Consider the following 16,191-nt stretch of genomic DNA (forward strand, 5'->3'; position numbering starts at 1 on the left):
ATTGCCTCCAACTCGTTTAACGGGATCCCAATCCTTTTCTTTCATTGAACAGATCCTGAAGCCTTTTCGTGACAGTACCTGGTGTTCCTTCTCCGATGTCCTGTCCATCGATTTCGACTACAGGCATCACTTCTGAAGTGGTACTGGCAATGAATACTTCATCCGCTGTCATCAATTCAGAAACGGAAAACGTCTCTTCCTGAAAAGAGATCCCATTTTTTCTGCATAGTTCTTCAATGACTCGTCTTGTGATTCCATTCAGGATCAGGTTTGTAACGGGATGCGTATAAATGACCCCGTTTTTCACCATAAAGGCATTGGAAGAGGAGCCTTCGGTTACCGTGTCGCCGCGATGCAGAATCGCTTCAAAGTGCCCTTCTGACGCCGCCTCCTGTTTTGCAAGAAGGTTACCAAGGAGATTAAGGCTCTTTATGTCACAGCGCAGCCATCTGATATCTTCCACGAGCTTGGCTGTTACCCCTTGTTGCATCTGGCGAGCCGGAACAGGGAAATCCTTTGTATACGCGACGACACTCCCCACTACATCTTCTTGAGGAAAATGATGCTGACGTGCTGATACACCACGTGTCACTTGTACATATACGATTCCGTCCCTGACCCCATTGAGGTTAATCAAATGAAGGAGCTTTGATGTGAAATCCGCTTCTTGATACGGGATGGAAAGCTTCATTTTTTCAGCGCTTTGATACAGTCTTCCCATATGCTCTTTCATGGTGAATGTGTTTCCGCTGTACACTCGGATCACTTCATAGATGCCGTCCCCGAATTGATAACCGCGGTCCTCGATATCGACCTTCGCCTTGTCGCGGTCGATCAGTTCACCGTTTACAAATACTGTGTTCATCCTATCCTCTCCCCCTTCTCTCTTATGATTCACACGCTAATTCATAAATCGCCTGGGCATAAATGGCCGTCGCTTTAAGAAGATCCTCTATATACATATATTCATCCTTCTGATGGGCAATATCTTCACGGCCCGGGAATAATGCCCCGAAGGCAACACCTGCTTCCAGACTTCTCGCATATGTTCCCCCGCCGATACTTAATAACTCGCCTCTTTCGCCTGTTTGATCTTCATATACTTTTTTCAGGGTCTGTACGAGTTCATCATCCTTGGACACATGATGAGGTTTACTATCGGTGAAATTCTCGATGGAATACCCCTCGACGTTCTCGATGATGGTCTTTCCTTTATCCATATCAAACGTCACCGGATAACGCATGTTCAATCCTAATCGTCCGCCTTCAGCTTCCGAATAGCGGAGCTTCCCTATATTGATGGTCAGATCCCCCGTAATGTCGTCCGTGTAGCTGACACCGAGCTGGATCCCTCTTGAGTCCTTGAAGAAATGCTTCGCCGTGAATTCAAAGAACTGTTTCCCTTGAGAGGAGAGTGGCAGCTTTGATAAGAAAGCGGCTAAATAAAGCCCTGCATTCTTTCCATTGTCAGGCTCCATCCCGTGTGAGGATACGCCTTCCACCTGGAACACGAGCTCTCCATTTTCAATATAATAGCTTCCTTTGACGCCTTCATCTTTTGTGAAGATTTCAAAATTCTGTATCCATTTCGTATGATCTTCATCGACAACCAGGATCGCCTTTGCAAAATCAGGTACCATGTTATACCGGCGGCCGGACTCGAATGAAAGGACCTTGATCCCTGAATCAGTAATCTCCTCGGGCTTCACCTGAACCAGATCATAATCCGCGATCCCTTTTTCAGCATGGATGATCGGGAAATCGGCATCAGGTGCAAATCCCATCGTCGGCATTTCCTCGTTTTTGAAATAATGCTCCACGCATCTCCAATCACTTTCTTCATCCGTTCCGATGATCATGCGGATCCTCTTATTGAAGGTCGGATCCAGATCCTTGACGATTTTCATGGCATAATAAGCGGCCATGGTAGGTCCCTTGTCATCGATCGCTCCACGGGCAAAGATCTTCCCATCCTTGATCTCACCGCCATAAGGGTCCACGCTCCATCCGTCCCCTTCAGGAACCACATCCACATGGCAGAGGATGCCGAGAAGGTCCTCCCCTTCACCGAATTCTAAATGCCCGGCAAGATGATCGACGTTTTTAGGAGTGAAACCATCCTTCTCCCCAAGCGTCAACAGATAGGAAAGAGCTTCCTTTACACCTTTTCCGAGTGGTGCATCTTCAGTCGCATCCTCTTCATCAAGCACACTTTTAATTTGAAGGAATTTCTGCAAGTCCTTAAGCAAATCATCTTTCCGTTTCTCGACTTCATTCGTCCAATTGATACTCATACACTCCACCTGCTTTATATGTATTGTCTTCCCCTCCCATTTTATACTGTTTAGCGGGGAAATCCAAACGGGGAGGGCCACTCGTTGCCGATGGAAATCAACCTCCCTGTCTCCTATCTGAAATTAAACTAAACAAAATACATATTTTTAGCATTTTCTTCATATTCTAGGAATAGACCCAAGAAGTTACTAGGTAAATTGTTTGTAAATTTGGACAATATTCTAGAAATTTTGTCGGATTAGGAGTACAATGTAATTGTCTGACATCATATGAGTAAACTCTATTTGTAGAAAAGGGGTTGTCTAAAGCGCATAGTACATATGGTAGCACGTGAGGTGCACACATGACGCATGTAGTCTTTGCCTTTCGAAAAATGATGAGGGAGTGGTTTTTTGAAACCTTCAACCAATCGTATGCTCACTAGAATCAAAGCTGTATACATGTACATCAAACAGAAGGGTACTGTAACAACTCAAGATCTTGTAGACGAATTTGGCATTACTCCTCGAACCATACAAAGAGATCTCAACGTGTTAGCCTATAACGACCTCGTCCAAAGCCCTAGCCGCGGCCAGTGGACAACTACAGAGAAAAAAGTGAAGTTGACGTCATAAACAAACATTGACGTCTACAGACTGAACTTACAAGAACTAATAACGGACTAAAAATTACTAAAATAACAAAAAAACGGGACAGCACCTTTAGCCAAGGGTGCTGCCCCGTTTTTTTATTGGGGTTTATATTCTTTAAGAAGCGTTACTTCCTCTTCCGTCAGTTCCCGATACTCACCAAGCTCCAAGTCTTCATCAAGCTCAAGAGGTCCCATGGTCAAACGCTTCAGATAAACCACGCGCTTCCCGACACTTTCAAACATCCTTTTCACCTGATGGAATTTCCCTTCCGTAATCGTCAATTCGATATCCGAAGTCAGACCCGACTTTAAGATCGTTAAATCCCCCGGCTTCGTTTCATATCCATCATCCAATGTAACACCATTCTTGAACGCTTCAATATCCGCTTCCGTCACTTCTCCGTCGATCACGGCGAAATATGTCTTCGGCACATGGCGCTTCGGTGAAAGAAGCTGATGGGACAATTGACCATCGTTGGTGATCAGGAGGAAGCCTTCCGTATCCTTATCCAGCCTTCCCACTGGAAACGGATTGAAGATTTGATCTTCCAGCTGAAGTAAATCAATCACCGTTTCCTCCTGTCCATCTTCAGTGGCGGAAATGACTCCAGGCGGCTTATTCATCAGCAGATAGATGAATTCTTTATACTCGACCTGTTCACCGTGCAGCATGACGGTATCCTTATCTGTATCAATATGAACCTTTCCATCCTTGACGACGTCCCCATTCACTTGAAGACCGCCATCCTTTAATAGTTTCTTTACTTCCTTCCGGCTGCCGTAGCCCATATTCGCAAGCATTTTATCTATTCTCATCTCTATCACTCTCCGTTTTGTTATTCCTTTTTCCGGTCTCCAGCGGGCATGTTGCCCTTCCTTCTATTATTCTTTACACAGGCTGCTGAAGGTAAGCAACTTTGATAAAAATAAAAGGCTGTTTTCGTAAAGGTTGTTGGTTTTGAACATTTTGTCTGCCTGGGCTCTGTCAATCGGTATGTGCTGATGGTGAGGGGAACTACTCCGCTTTCCGCGGACGAACGGCCGAGCCTCCTCAGCTTCGCTTCCGGGGTCTCAGCACGCCCGTTTTTCCGCAGGAGTCTGCGCACCCTTCACCATATTTAAGAGATTTCGTGACAGAGCTATAAGGTCTCAAATAAAAACATAATAAAAAACAATATTCTTCTTTCTTAATATGAAATTACTCTCAACTTTACTTTAATGAAGGTTGCTTGCTAAATTTCTTAAGGATACAGGCCAAGCAGTTGATTCTCGCTGCAGGTGCTCGACTCCTGCGGGAATTGCGGGAAAGCCTGAAAAGCGGAGGTGGCTTGCTCTGCCCCGACCAGCATAAGATGAGTGGGCTAAGAAGGCGTTCTTTTGCCTTCTTGGACCATTTAGCTTATGACCTCGAGGGGCTAGCCACCGTAGCTGGATCTTGAGACCCCACAGGGCAACGCCCGAGGAGGCTCAACTCACGCCCCGCGGAAAGCGAGCACCTGGAGCGGAAATCAACCAGCGCTTTCCTTTTAAAAGCAACAGAGTCTGCGAAAACACCCAAATAAAAAAGGGATGATCGGCATGTATCATCCCTTTTTCTTTTACCCAATGCGCAGTTTACTGCGGATTTTTGTAATCTTGTCACCGAATAACCGATCAGCGAGTTTGCTTCTTAAGCTCAGGTAGAAGTAAACGAGTGCTCCCACTCCACCGCAAATGGCAACAAGGAGGATCGATTGGAATCCTGTCTCCGGACTAAGGAATTTAACCAGGATACCATACAGAACCAATACGACCCCGGCCATGGCGGCATTCAATGCGCCAATGAACATGGTCCTTCTCAAAATAAGCCTGAACTGATATCGCGCATACTTTTTGATCACATATAAATTGATCAGGATTGCCACTGCATACCCGATCGTTGTCGCAAGCACAGCACCCTGTGTTTCAAACAGGCGAATGAGCGGGATATTCAGAACAAGCTTCAGAAGCAAGCCGACAAGTAGACTGAAAATCGTGAACTTCTGCTCATCGATTCCTTGAAGAATCGCTGCAGTGACTGCAAATAATGCAAAAAGGATCGCTACAGGTGCATAAGAACGTAAAATCGATGTGCCAAGAGCGTCACTGTGATAGAACAGTGTATACATCGGCTCGGCTAGAAGGGCCAGTCCCAAAGCTGCCGGTACGGTCAGAAACAACAGAATCTGAAAGGTCTGATCAATGTTCCTGCGCATCGTCTTTCGGTCACCACTCGTATAAGACGTTGTAATGAGCGGAATCAGCGTCATGGAGAAAGCTGTCGCCAGTGACACTGGAATGATCACGAGCTTATGCGTGTAGAAGTTCAATACAGCAAAAGCGTGATCCGAGACTTTCGCGTTCCCGATATCAGCCATGGCGGTATTAAACGTGATTTGATCCACCAGTTGAAACAATGGATTGGCGAGACCCACAAAAATGAAGGGAATCGAATAGGCAATGATCTCTTTGTACATCGCTTTTAACGAAATCTCTTCATTCCCCCGGTCCTCTTCAAGGAGTTCATCCAAATGAGGTTTCCGCTTGAACCAATACCAGATCAATGCACCGAGACTTGCAAGCCCCCCTACGAAAGCTGCGAATGTCGCAACGGAAATGGCCGTTGTCACGGTCCCTTCCAGAATGTTCAATACGACATAAATCCCGCCAAGGAGGAAGACGATCCGGACGATTTGTTCAATCACCTGGGAAACCGCCGTCGGCCCCATGGATTGATGCCCCTGGAAGAATCCCCGGATCAGACTCATGAACGGAATGATGATCAAGGCAAAGCTCACGGCCCGGATGACGGTGGTTACCTGAGCGACCGAAATGACCTGCTCATCGCTTTTAATTGTCATTTCTGCGAAAATCGGTGCGAACGCATACATGATGAGGAAGGAAACGATCCCAGTCAAAGTCATGAGCAAGAGACCGGATTTGAATAATTTCCTCCCTACGGCATATTCCCCGATGGCATTATATTTTGAAACGAATTTTGAAACGGCCAGTGGCACTCCTGCTGTCGCTACTGTCAGAAAGATCGTATAAGGTACATATCCATATTGATAAAGGGATGCCCCTTCTTCATGACCTTTTAACAAATCATCAAACGGTATAACATAAAAAAGACCCAAAAACTTCGAAATAAAGGTCCCCAACGTTAAGATAAACGTTCCTCTTATTAATTTAGATGACATAGTATCCCTCTCTATATATCTTGTTGCCCGTTAAACAAACAAAATAAATATAAACTTAGAAATTTACACACTATCAGTAGTTTACTACTGTACGAATCGAATGACAATTTTTTTCGAATGTTGTATTTAAAACACATCCCATTTAAAATAAGGTGAAACTTCTTTTCTAAAGCGAATATTAAAAGTTGGTGGAAAAAATGGTAAAGAAATACGATGTCATCATCATAGGCGGGGGACCATCGGGCTTGATGGCCAGTATCGCAGCCGGGGAAAACGGCGCGAAAGTCCTCCTTGTAGATAAAGGAACAAAGCTTGGAAGAAAGCTTGCGATTTCAGGAGGCGGCCGCTGCAATGTGACCAACAGGCTTCCTGTAGAGGAAATCATCAAGCATATCCCCGGGAACGGGCGTTTTCTATACAGCGCATTTTCGGAGTTTAATAATGAAGATATCATTTCCTTCTTTGAAAACCTGGGAATCAGGTTGAAAGAAGAAGATCATGGGCGGATGTTCCCTGTATCGAACAGGGCGATGGATGTAGTCGAAGCCTTACTGACACGCATGAAGGAATTGAATGTCGACACCCGGACAAGTACTAGTGTGGAAGAGGTTCTGTACGAGGGTGGCAAGACGGTGGGCATCCTCTTAAAAGACGGGGAAACCATCGTCTCAAACGCTGTCGTCATTGCCGTCGGCGGCAAGTCCGTCCCTCACACCGGATCAACAGGTGACGGGTATCCATGGGCAACAAAAGCCGGGCATACAATCACGGACCTGTTCCCGACTGAGGTTCCCCTTACGTCGGACGAACCATTCGTGAAAAAGAAAGAGCTTCAAGGCCTTTCTTTGCGAAGCGTCGATTTAAGTGTATTAAATCCTAAGGGTAAGAAAATCGTGACGCATAAAATGGACATGATCTTCACTCATCTCGGCATTTCCGGTCCGGCTGTTCTCCGCTGCAGCCAATACGTCGTAAAGGCAATGAAGAAATGGAACCTGACACATGTTGCCATGCAGATCGACTCCATGCCCGATCAAAATGAAGAGCAGCTATTCCAATCCCTGCATAAACAGGTGAAGGACGAAGGAAAGAAAGCGGCGAAAAATATCTTCAAAGGCCTTGTCCCTGAACGGTACCTTCTATTTTTACTGGACCTGGCAGAAATCGATCATGACGAAAAAGGGGATCACATCTCCTCAGAGAAGATCCGTCATTTTGCAAAGCTCTTAAAACAATTCACCTTCAATGTGAACGGCACACTATCCATTGATAAAGCCTTTGTAACCGGCGGAGGGGTTTCCATCAAAGAAATCGAACCGAAAACGATGGCTTCGAAAAAGATGGACGGCCTCTTCTTCTGCGGGGAAGTGCTTGATATCCACGGATACACTGGTGGCTACAATATCACCTCTGCCCTGGTTACCGGCCGGCTTGCGGGGCTTAATGCCGCAAAGGTGTGAGTAAAAAAAGAAAGGTTGATCTCATCTGCATTTGCAGTGGATCAACCTTTTTATTTTCTGTACACGACCATGGCCGAGAAGCAATAGATCTGGTCCTCCACTTCCTCTGACATCGCAGCCACATGATATTTAATATCGACAATCTTTTTATCATCCATTTTACTGAGAAAATGGTTCATATCTTTCTCTAAATCTTTTTCATGTTCATAATCGAATACTCTCACCTGGATCATGGAATCCCCTCCCGGATTGTTTTGGTATTAGTATTGTCAGAATATTTCATTTTTAAACAATTGAGGTAGGGGTTTTTTAAATTGGATGGAGTGATGCGTGTGGTTGTGGCGGTATGTGTGGTGTTTATTGGAGTTCGCTGATTATTTGAGATTTCGCCGATATATTTTTGATTTCGCCGATAAAATGAATTTTGCGCTGATATATTTCCGATTTCGCTGATAAATCCTTTTCCATTCCAAATCCAGCTCTCTAGTGTAGTCACTTTCTACCTGTTTTCTATTAAACACACGAAAAAAGCACACCCCTTTTTTAAAAAAGAATGTGCTTCCCCCTTAAATCTCCTATTCCTTCGCTGCAGTCTCTCCTGCCCAGTTCATCATGCCGCCTTCCATGTTCACCACTTTATACCCCTGATCCTGCATATAGTGGGCTACATTTCCGCTGCGATTTCCGGAACGGCAGATAAAGATATACTCCTTATCTTTATCGAATTGATCAAGTGACTCAGGGATTTCTCCCATCTTGATATGCTTCGCTCCTGGAATCATACCTTCTTCCACTTCTTCATCCTCTCGAACATCCACTAGTAGTAGATCCTCACCGTTCTTCAACTTCTTCTCTAACTCATCTGTTGTAATCGTCTTAATACTATCCATATTCAAAACATCCTTTCAAAATTCATTTAACCATTCACCAAGATTATACCAAAGCACGTCCCCAGAACAAAAACATCAGATCCAAATAGAGGGACGGACCTCAACGAAATGCTGATTTAAAGCGATTTCCGCTTCAAAACAGGCCCATTTCGAGGTCCGTCCCTCACGATTATCAGTTGGCTACGATGTTGACTAGTTTGCCTGGTACGGCGATGATTTTGCGGATGGTTTTGCCATCGATTTGTGTTTTGATTTCATCGTTTTCCATGGCTGTTTTTTCCAGGTCATCTTTGGTCATATCGCGTGGGATCATGACTTTGGCTTTCACTTTTCCGTTCACTTGAAGGACGATTTCGACTTCGTTGTCGACTAGCTTCGATTCATCGAATGTCGGCCATGCTTCGTAGGAAATCGTTCCTTCATGACCAAGCTTGCTCCAAAGTTCCTCTGTCATATGAGGAGCAATCGGTGACAGAAGCTTGATGAATCCTTCTACATAGTTCTTCGGAAGCGTATCTGCTTTATAGGCATCATTGATGAACACCATCAGCTGGGAAATCCCTGTGTTGAAACGAAGACCTTCGTAGTCCTCTGTGACTTTCTTAACGGTCTGGTTATACGTTTTGTCCAGGTCGCTGTTCTTTGCGTCCTTCACTTTAGAGGAAAGCGTGCCATCGTCTTCCACAAGCAGGCGCCATACACGGTCAAGGAAGCGACGGGCTCCATCTAAACCGTTTGTGCTCCAGGCAATGGACGCTTCCAGTGGTCCCATGAACATTTCGTAAAGGCGAAGGGTATCGGCACCGTGAGATTCCACAACCTCATCGGGATTCACGACGTTCCCTTTCGATTTACTCATTTTTTCATTGTTTTCCCCCAGGATCATTCCTTGGTTGAACAGCTTTTGGAAAGGCTCTTTCGTTGGAACTACGCCGATATCATATAGGAACTTATGCCAGAAACGTGCATATAGCAAGTGGAGGACCGCATGCTCGGCTCCTCCGATATACGTATCGACCGGAAGCCACTCCTGCATTTTCTTCGCATCGGCAAGTGCATCTTCGTTATGTGGATCGATATAGCGGATGTAGTACCAGCAGCTTCCCGCCCACTGCGGCATCGTGTTTGTTTCACGGCGGCCTTTTTTACCTGTTTCAGGATCTTCGACGTTCACCCATTCACTGATATTTGCAAGCGGGGATTCACCTGTACCGGACGGTTTGATTTCCGTCGTCTTCGGAAGAACAAGCGGCAGCTCACTCTCAGGGACAGTCGTTGTCGTACCGTCTTCCCAGTGAATGACTGGAATCGGCTCACCCCAATAACGCTGGCGGCTGAATAGCCAGTCGCGAAGGCGATACGTAATTTTCTTCGTTCCGATATTTTTCTCTTCCAACCAGGAAATGGCTTTAGCGATCGCTTCTTCCTTACCCAGTCCGTCAAGGAAACCGGAATTCACGTGATCTCCGTCACCTGTGTACGCTTCTTTCTCAACGTTACCTCCAGCGACCACTTCCACGATGGAAAGATCGAATTCTTTCGCAAATTCATAATCCCTTTCATCATGGGCAGGGACGGCCATAATCGCGCCTGAGCCATAGCTCATCAGAACGTAATCGGCGATCCAGATCGGCATTTTCTCGCCGTTTGCCGGGTTAATGGCATAAGCACCTGTGAATACACCGGTTTTTTCTTTTGCAAGATCGGTACGTTCAAGGTCACTCTTTGATTTGATTTTGTCGATATACTCATTCACTTTGGAACGTTGTTCGTCCGTCGTGATTTTCGCAACAAACGGGTGCTCTGGGGCAAGAACCGCATAGGTCGCACCGAAGATCGTATCAGGACGGGTCGTGAACACATCGAACGATTCTTCATGACCATCGATGGTAAAATTCACTTCTGCTCCTTCAGAGCGTCCGATCCAGTTACGCTGCATATCCTTGATGCTTTCCGGCCAGTCGACCTCCTCAAGGTCTTCAACCAGACGGTCTGCATAAGCCGTGATCTTCAGCATCCACTGCTTCATCGGACGGCGTTCTACTGGATGCCCTCCGCGTTCACTCTTCCCATCGATGACTTCTTCATTGGCAAGGACGGTTCCAAGGGCCGGACACCAGTTCACGGCAACCTCATCCACATAAGCGAGTCCTTTTTCATAAAGCTTCGTGAAGATCCATTGTGTCCACTTATAGTAGCCCGGATCAGTCGTATTGACTTCGCGGTCCCAATCATACGAGAAACCAAGGGACTTGATTTGACGACGGAACGTATCGATATTTTTTTGAGTGAATTCTGCCGGATCATTCCCTGTATCAAGGGCATATTGCTCTGCCGGTAAACCGAATGCATCCCAGCCCATCGGATGAAGGACATTGTACCCCTGCATACGCTTCATGCGGGAAAGGATGTCTGTCGCCGTAAACCCTTCCGGATGACCGACGTGAAGGCCTGCACCTGATGGATACGGGAACATATCCAGTGCATAGAAATTGGATTTCCCTTCGTCTTCCGTTGCCTTGAACGTTTTATTCTTTTCCCAATACTGCTGCCATTTCGTCTCAACACTTTTATGATTAAAACTCATATTGAGATCCTCCTTTAATTGTCATGTGCTTTTCTTTAAAAAACAAAAAAACCCTCATCCCAAATAAATATTTGGGACGAGAGTCTGTATGTACATTCTCCCGCGGTACCACCCACATTAGTGTACGCGCACTCAGCTTCATTCATCCTTAACGCGGAAAACGGCAAGTCTTACTGTTACTTCACACTTGCAACTCAGCAGGCGAGTTCATGATGCTTCTGGTTGACTTTCACCACCCGTCAACTCTCTACGACAGAAAACAGTCATTACTACTCCTGATCAACGTTTCGATATAAGTAAACACTATATGTATACACTATTTTAGTGAAAAATATACAGAAGCGCAAGCCTATTGTTGGTTTGCAAGTGAGATTTTAGTCATTTGTTTGAAAGTATAGGCTAAAATTCGAAAAAGAAACGGCCCCCTAAAGGCCGTTTCTATTCATCCAGTTTATTGAACTGTATACCCGCCATCCAAAACAACTGCCTGCCCGGTGATCCCTTTTGCTGCATCACTGCACAGGAACATCGTATAGTCGGCAATTTCTTTAACGTCCAGTAATCGTTTCTGGGGCACTAAAGGATAGATGACTTCCTCAATCACTCTCTCAAAAGGGACGCTGCGCGTCTTCGCGAGATCTGCCAGTTGATTCCGGACCAAAGGCGTATCCACGTAGCCGGGACAAACAGCATTCACGGTGATCCCATGATCCGCTGTTTCCAGTGCAGCGACTTTCGTCAAACCGATGACTCCGTGTTTCGCAGAATTATAGGCTGCCTTGCCGGAGAATCCGACCAATCCATTAATGGACGCCATGTTGATGATTCTCCCCGATCCCTGCGCCTTCATGTGGGGAAGGGAATGCTTGATCGCCACAAACGGGGCCGTCAGCATGACTTTTAACAGCAGCTCGAACTTTTCAGTCGGGAACTCTTCGATATGTGATACATGCTGAAGCCCTGCATTGTTGATCAGGACATCGAGCTTCCCGAAATGATCCACCGCTTGCCCGATCGCTTCTTTTAGTTCTGATTCCGATGTTACGTCACAGCCCAATCCCAGAACCACATATCCTTCTGCTGTAAGGGATTCTGAAGCTTCCTGTACAGCTTCTTCCTTCAGATCCGTGAGGACGACTTTCGCCCCTCCGGCGGCAAATTCCCTGCCGATTTGGTAGCCGATGCCCTGGGCTGCCCCAGTTATGAATACCACTTTATTTTCTACCATTTTCTTAAATCCCCACTCCCAAGCTGAATAATACAATCGCAAGTGCCAATCCTATGAGAGGAACGATGACCGTCAACGCACCGACAGCGCCATACGCTTCCCCGTGTGATTCATTACAGATCGAGCGGATCGTCGTCACGACGTATCCATTGTGAGGCAGTGAGTCCAGTGCTCCTGAAGAAATCGCCACTACACGGTGAAGGGCTTCTGGATTCACACCCATATCGACATAGTGCGGTGCAAGGATCGGCAATGCAATCGCCTGACCACCCGAAGCCGAACCTGTCATACCGGCGATGACACTGACGGCGATGGCTCCTCCAATCAATGGGGAACCAGGAATATTCGTCATGACATCGACTGCTGTCGTAAAGGCAGGAACCGCTTTGGCCACCCCACCGAACCCGACAACGGCCGCAGTGTTCCCGATGGCGATCAACGCACCGACCGTCCCCTCGGAAACAGCTCCCCAGAAGCCTTTGAAATACTTACGATTCAATACATAAGCGGAAATGACCCCGCCGAGCAAAGCGATGATCAGAGCCGATTGTTTTAAAGAATCGTGGAATGAAAATGCCAGGATGAGGACGACCAATAATGGGATCAATCCCATGAACGGATTTGGTAAAGGCCTGCCTTCATCAATGACCGGATCTTCCTCACGTGCGAGGAATCTCTCTCCTTTTCTCACAGCCTTTGTGATCATCCGCTTTAACCACCAGTATCCAAACACCGCCATGAATACGGCAACGATCAAGCTGACTTCCCAGCCTGCATAAGGCGTTGTCCCTAAGTATTCGATGGGGATCCAGTTTTGGATCTCCGGAGAGCCGGCTGAGGTCATCGTGAACGTGACCGACCCGAACGCTAAGGCAGCCGGGATGAAACGGCGTGGCAGATCCGCTTGTTTAAACAGACTCACCGCCATAGGATATACCGAGAAGGCAACAACGAACAGACTGACTCCCCCGTACGTCAAAACCGCACAGGCAAGCACGATGGCGAACACAGCATATTTCATTCCCAATTTTTCTACTACAAAACGGGAGACGCTGTCTGCGGCACCGCTATCCTCCATCACTTTCCCGAACACGGCTCCCAGTAAGAACATCAAATACCAGGCAGCGACAAAGCTTGTGAAACCTGACATATAGTTCGTGACAAGATCCGCTTCACCTTTTCCCGCCAGCTGCGGAAAAAGTGGCATCCCGCTCAGCACGGCTACAAATAATGCCGAGATGGGCCCAACGATCAGGATATTCATGCCCCTCATCGTTAAAAAGATTAATAAAATGAGTCCTCCAATCAAACCGATCATGCTTAACATGCTATTTCCCCCTTTGTTTTCTAATAATGATGACGCTTACATTTTTACCTTGCTTTGTACATGCCCCTTTCCCAAAAATAGGTTCACTGACTAAACATGCAATAATTGTGCCAACTTTCAGATTACTATTCAAACACTCGTAGAACTTTTCAAGATTCCGAAATTCTGGACAAATCCATCTTTCAGTCACGAAATGTTCACCATTCCTCTTACAATAAGATAGTCCGGAAACACGGACTGTTTTCCGCATTTCCGGACTATCTCATGAGTTCATAAAAGCCCATATTTATTTAATTTTTCATACATACTGGATTTACTGATACCAAGTGACTCTGCAACCTTTCGCTTATCGGGTTGGGATTGGAGACTTTGAGTCAAAACGGACTTTTCCGTTTCTTCAAGAATTTCTCTCAACGTTTTAGATCCCACTCCATATACATTACCCGACTTCATATAAGTCGGTAATGACTGAAGGGAAATTGTGCTTCCACTCGAAAGATAGGTGGAAGCATGAATGACATTTTCCAATTCACGAAGGTTACCCGGCCAGCTGTAGGAGCGAAAAATCTCCATCACCTCTTGGTCAAAATCGTGGATACGCTTTCCCGATGATTTTGTGGATTTTTCCAAGAAAAAGGATGCGAGGGTCTCAATATCCTCTTTCCTCTCTCGCAGGGGAGGTATCTGAAACGGGATGACATTGATCCGGTAATACAGATCACTCCGGAATCTTTTTTCTTCCATCATTTTTTCCAGTGGACGGTTCGTGGCCGCAATGATCCGCACGTCCACATTCTGAATCCGGGTTGAACCGACTGCCTCGATTTCCCCTTCCTGTAATACCCTGAGAAGCTTCGCCTGCATATTAAGAGGCATATCACCGATTTCATCAAGGAATAATGTCCCCTTATGGGCAAGCTGGAATTTCCCTTTCTTCCCGCCCTTTTTGGCCCCGGTAAATGCCCCTTCTTCGTAACCAAAGAGTTCCGACTCCAGAAGCTGCTCGGGGATCGCTGCACAGTTCACTTTAATGAAAGGCTGTCCACTTCTTTCACTCAACTGGTGAATGCTGTGGGCGAACAGTTCTTTACCCGTGCCACTCTCCCCTCTGATCAGGACCTGAATATCACTCGGGGCGATCATTTGGGCTTTGTCCTTCAATTCATTCATACCGGGTGAGTCCCCGATGATATCATTCAGCGAGTATTTCACCCCGGTATTGATATCCTGTATGTAACTTTGGATCTTTGACATCATGTTTTTCACATGTGAACTCATTTGCATCCATTCACTCGTATCTCTGAAAATGACGGATCCGAATGCCCCGATCACGTTTCCATCCACTTGAATGGGGATTCGGTTGGCAATCATGTAATTCCCTTTGATATATTGAAGATCCGCCACCTCTTCCTTCCCGCTCTCAGCCACAATGTGCATTCTCGTGTTTTCAATCACGTTTGTTACATGTGATCCTATCGCTTTATCCCGTTCAACCTCAAGAAAGCGACAGTAATTATCGTTTATATAGATGATGATTCCTTCGTCATCGACGACGACCAACCACTCGAAAGCGTTCTCAAGAATGATTTCGATCATGTCGACGGACACCTTTTTTAATAAACTGCTCATTTCCCATCGCCTCCTCTGTTTTGCAAGAGAACATATACCTCTATAGTAGCACATCCCATCATGAGCTTTTGGAAAACAATTCAGATTTGTCAATAACTTCAATTACCAGTCGGAATTCGGTTTAATGCCTGCCGTATTAGGGAATCTTCTTAACAATGAATGGAGGAATGAGAGGATGAAAATCGCAGAACTGAATATATTTTATTTCGAAGACGATGGAATCATCCCGAATAACCCGGACCTGCCCGTTCTCATTTACCGGAACGCACTCAATCAGGCAAATGAAGCCGAAAAGATATTCAACCAAAACCACTGGCTGAACAGCTGGACAAATGGCATTTACGATTATCACCATTATCACAGCAATGCCCACGAAGTATTGGGTGTCATGCAGGGCGAGGCAAGCGTTCAATTAGGCGGGGAAAGAGGCAAGGAAGTGACGGTCCATCAAGGTGATGTGATGGTCCTGCCAGCAGGGACCGGTCATAAAAAATTGTCAGCAAGTCCCGACTTTAAAGTCGCCGGTGCCTATCCGGATGGAGACAGTTATAATTTAAAAAAGGGCTCAATACGTGAACGTCCCAGTGTGTTAATTGAGATAAAAAACGTTCCCCTTCCAACATCAGACCCAGTATTTGGCGATAAGGGTCCTCTGATAAAATATTGGCTCAAAAAATGAGTTAGAAACCATTCTGCACAGTATGAACGCTTTCATTCCTATTTCTCTATAGTAATGCTTCTTAGAAACGACTATCATTACTTATAAAAGCCCGATATAATCCTCGGATAAAGATTATATTTATAAAATAGTCTTGTTTTCTTTCAAGTCCTATGCTATTCTATTATAGCGATGAGCTGAATTGTGTAAGTCGGTGATCACGTCCTTGTGACAACAAACGATGTGGCGTTTGCTGATCATCCGCCTC

The 16,191-nt window shown here is 45.9% G+C and carries 13 protein-coding genes and 1 other annotated feature; of the genes, 3 read left to right on the plus strand and 10 right to left on the minus strand.

Annotated elements, in window-relative coordinates; all coding sequences use genetic code 11:
* Positions 1–16: 16 nt before the first annotated feature.
* Both dat and pepV read right to left on the minus strand, forming a co-directional pair.
* Positions 17–865, minus strand: a complete 849-nt coding sequence (gene dat, locus NQ095_RS17550; protein WP_258264734.1) for a D-amino-acid transaminase — start codon at positions 863–865, stop codon at positions 17–19.
* Between the two features lie 22 nt (positions 866–887).
* On the minus strand, positions 888–2,294 hold the full coding sequence (gene pepV / locus NQ095_RS17555) for a dipeptidase PepV (RefSeq protein WP_258264735.1): 1,407 nt from the start codon (positions 2,292–2,294) through the stop codon (positions 888–890).
* Positions 2,295–2,687: 393 nt separating this feature from the next.
* Between pepV and NQ095_RS17560 the strand changes: the two genes are divergently transcribed.
* Positions 2,688–2,909: a DeoR family transcriptional regulator gene (locus NQ095_RS17560; RefSeq protein ID WP_034765604.1), complete on the plus strand. Its 222-nt coding sequence runs from the start codon at positions 2,688–2,690 to the stop codon at positions 2,907–2,909.
* 113 nt (positions 2,910–3,022) lie between these two features.
* Here NQ095_RS17560 and NQ095_RS17565 read toward each other — a convergent pair whose 3' ends face one another.
* Positions 3,023–3,742: a pseudouridine synthase gene (locus NQ095_RS17565; RefSeq protein WP_258264736.1), complete on the minus strand. Its 720-nt coding sequence runs from the start codon at positions 3,740–3,742 to the stop codon at positions 3,023–3,025.
* Positions 3,743–4,524: 782 nt separating this feature from the next.
* Positions 4,525–6,144 (minus strand): putative polysaccharide biosynthesis protein, encoded by a 1,620-nt coding sequence (locus tag NQ095_RS17570; protein WP_258264737.1) that lies wholly within the window; start codon positions 6,142–6,144, stop codon positions 4,525–4,527.
* Positions 6,145–6,341: 197 nt separating this feature from the next.
* On the opposite strand from NQ095_RS17570, the gene NQ095_RS17575 reads away from it, so the two are divergent.
* Positions 6,342–7,604 (plus strand): BaiN/RdsA family NAD(P)/FAD-dependent oxidoreductase, encoded by a 1,263-nt coding sequence (locus tag NQ095_RS17575; protein WP_258264786.1) that lies wholly within the window; start codon positions 6,342–6,344, stop codon positions 7,602–7,604.
* A 50-nt stretch (positions 7,605–7,654) separates the two neighbouring features.
* Here NQ095_RS17575 and NQ095_RS17580 read toward each other — a convergent pair whose 3' ends face one another.
* The 6 genes from NQ095_RS17580 to NQ095_RS17605 all read right to left on the minus strand — a co-directional run bounded on the left by NQ095_RS17580 (position 7,655) and on the right by NQ095_RS17605 (position 15,265).
* Positions 7,655–7,837, minus strand: a complete 183-nt coding sequence (locus tag NQ095_RS17580) for a sporulation protein Cse60 (RefSeq protein ID WP_258264738.1) — start codon at positions 7,835–7,837, stop codon at positions 7,655–7,657.
* Between the two features lie 342 nt (positions 7,838–8,179).
* Positions 8,180–8,494: a rhodanese-like domain-containing protein gene (locus tag NQ095_RS17585; RefSeq protein ID WP_258264739.1), complete on the minus strand. Its 315-nt coding sequence runs from the start codon at positions 8,492–8,494 to the stop codon at positions 8,180–8,182.
* Positions 8,495–8,666: 172 nt separating this feature from the next.
* Positions 8,667–11,081, minus strand: a complete 2,415-nt coding sequence (leuS, locus tag NQ095_RS17590) for a leucine--tRNA ligase (protein WP_258264740.1) — start codon at positions 11,079–11,081, stop codon at positions 8,667–8,669.
* A 69-nt stretch (positions 11,082–11,150) separates the two neighbouring features.
* Positions 11,151–11,373: a binding site (T-box leader), on the minus strand.
* A 159-nt stretch (positions 11,374–11,532) separates the two neighbouring features.
* Positions 11,533–12,309, minus strand: a complete 777-nt coding sequence (locus tag NQ095_RS17595; protein WP_258264741.1) for a 3-hydroxybutyrate dehydrogenase — start codon at positions 12,307–12,309, stop codon at positions 11,533–11,535.
* A gap of 4 nt (positions 12,310–12,313) precedes the next feature.
* Positions 12,314–13,636 carry a GntP family permease gene (locus NQ095_RS17600; RefSeq protein ID WP_258264742.1) on the minus strand — a complete coding sequence of 441 codons (1,323 nt, stop codon included), beginning with the start codon at positions 13,634–13,636 and terminating at the stop codon, positions 12,314–12,316.
* 270 nt (positions 13,637–13,906) lie between these two features.
* Positions 13,907–15,265, minus strand: a complete 1,359-nt coding sequence (locus NQ095_RS17605) for a sigma-54 interaction domain-containing protein (protein ID WP_258264743.1) — start codon at positions 15,263–15,265, stop codon at positions 13,907–13,909.
* 175 nt (positions 15,266–15,440) lie between these two features.
* Between NQ095_RS17605 and NQ095_RS17610 the strand changes: the two genes are divergently transcribed.
* Positions 15,441–15,944: a cupin domain-containing protein gene (locus NQ095_RS17610; protein WP_258264744.1), complete on the plus strand. Its 504-nt coding sequence runs from the start codon at positions 15,441–15,443 to the stop codon at positions 15,942–15,944.
* The last annotated feature ends 247 nt before the right edge of the window (positions 15,945–16,191 follow it).

The sequence above is a fragment of the Rossellomorea sp. SC111 genome (genome assembly GCF_024733565.1).
GTDB lineage: Bacteria > Bacillota > Bacilli > Bacillales > Bacillaceae_B > Rossellomorea.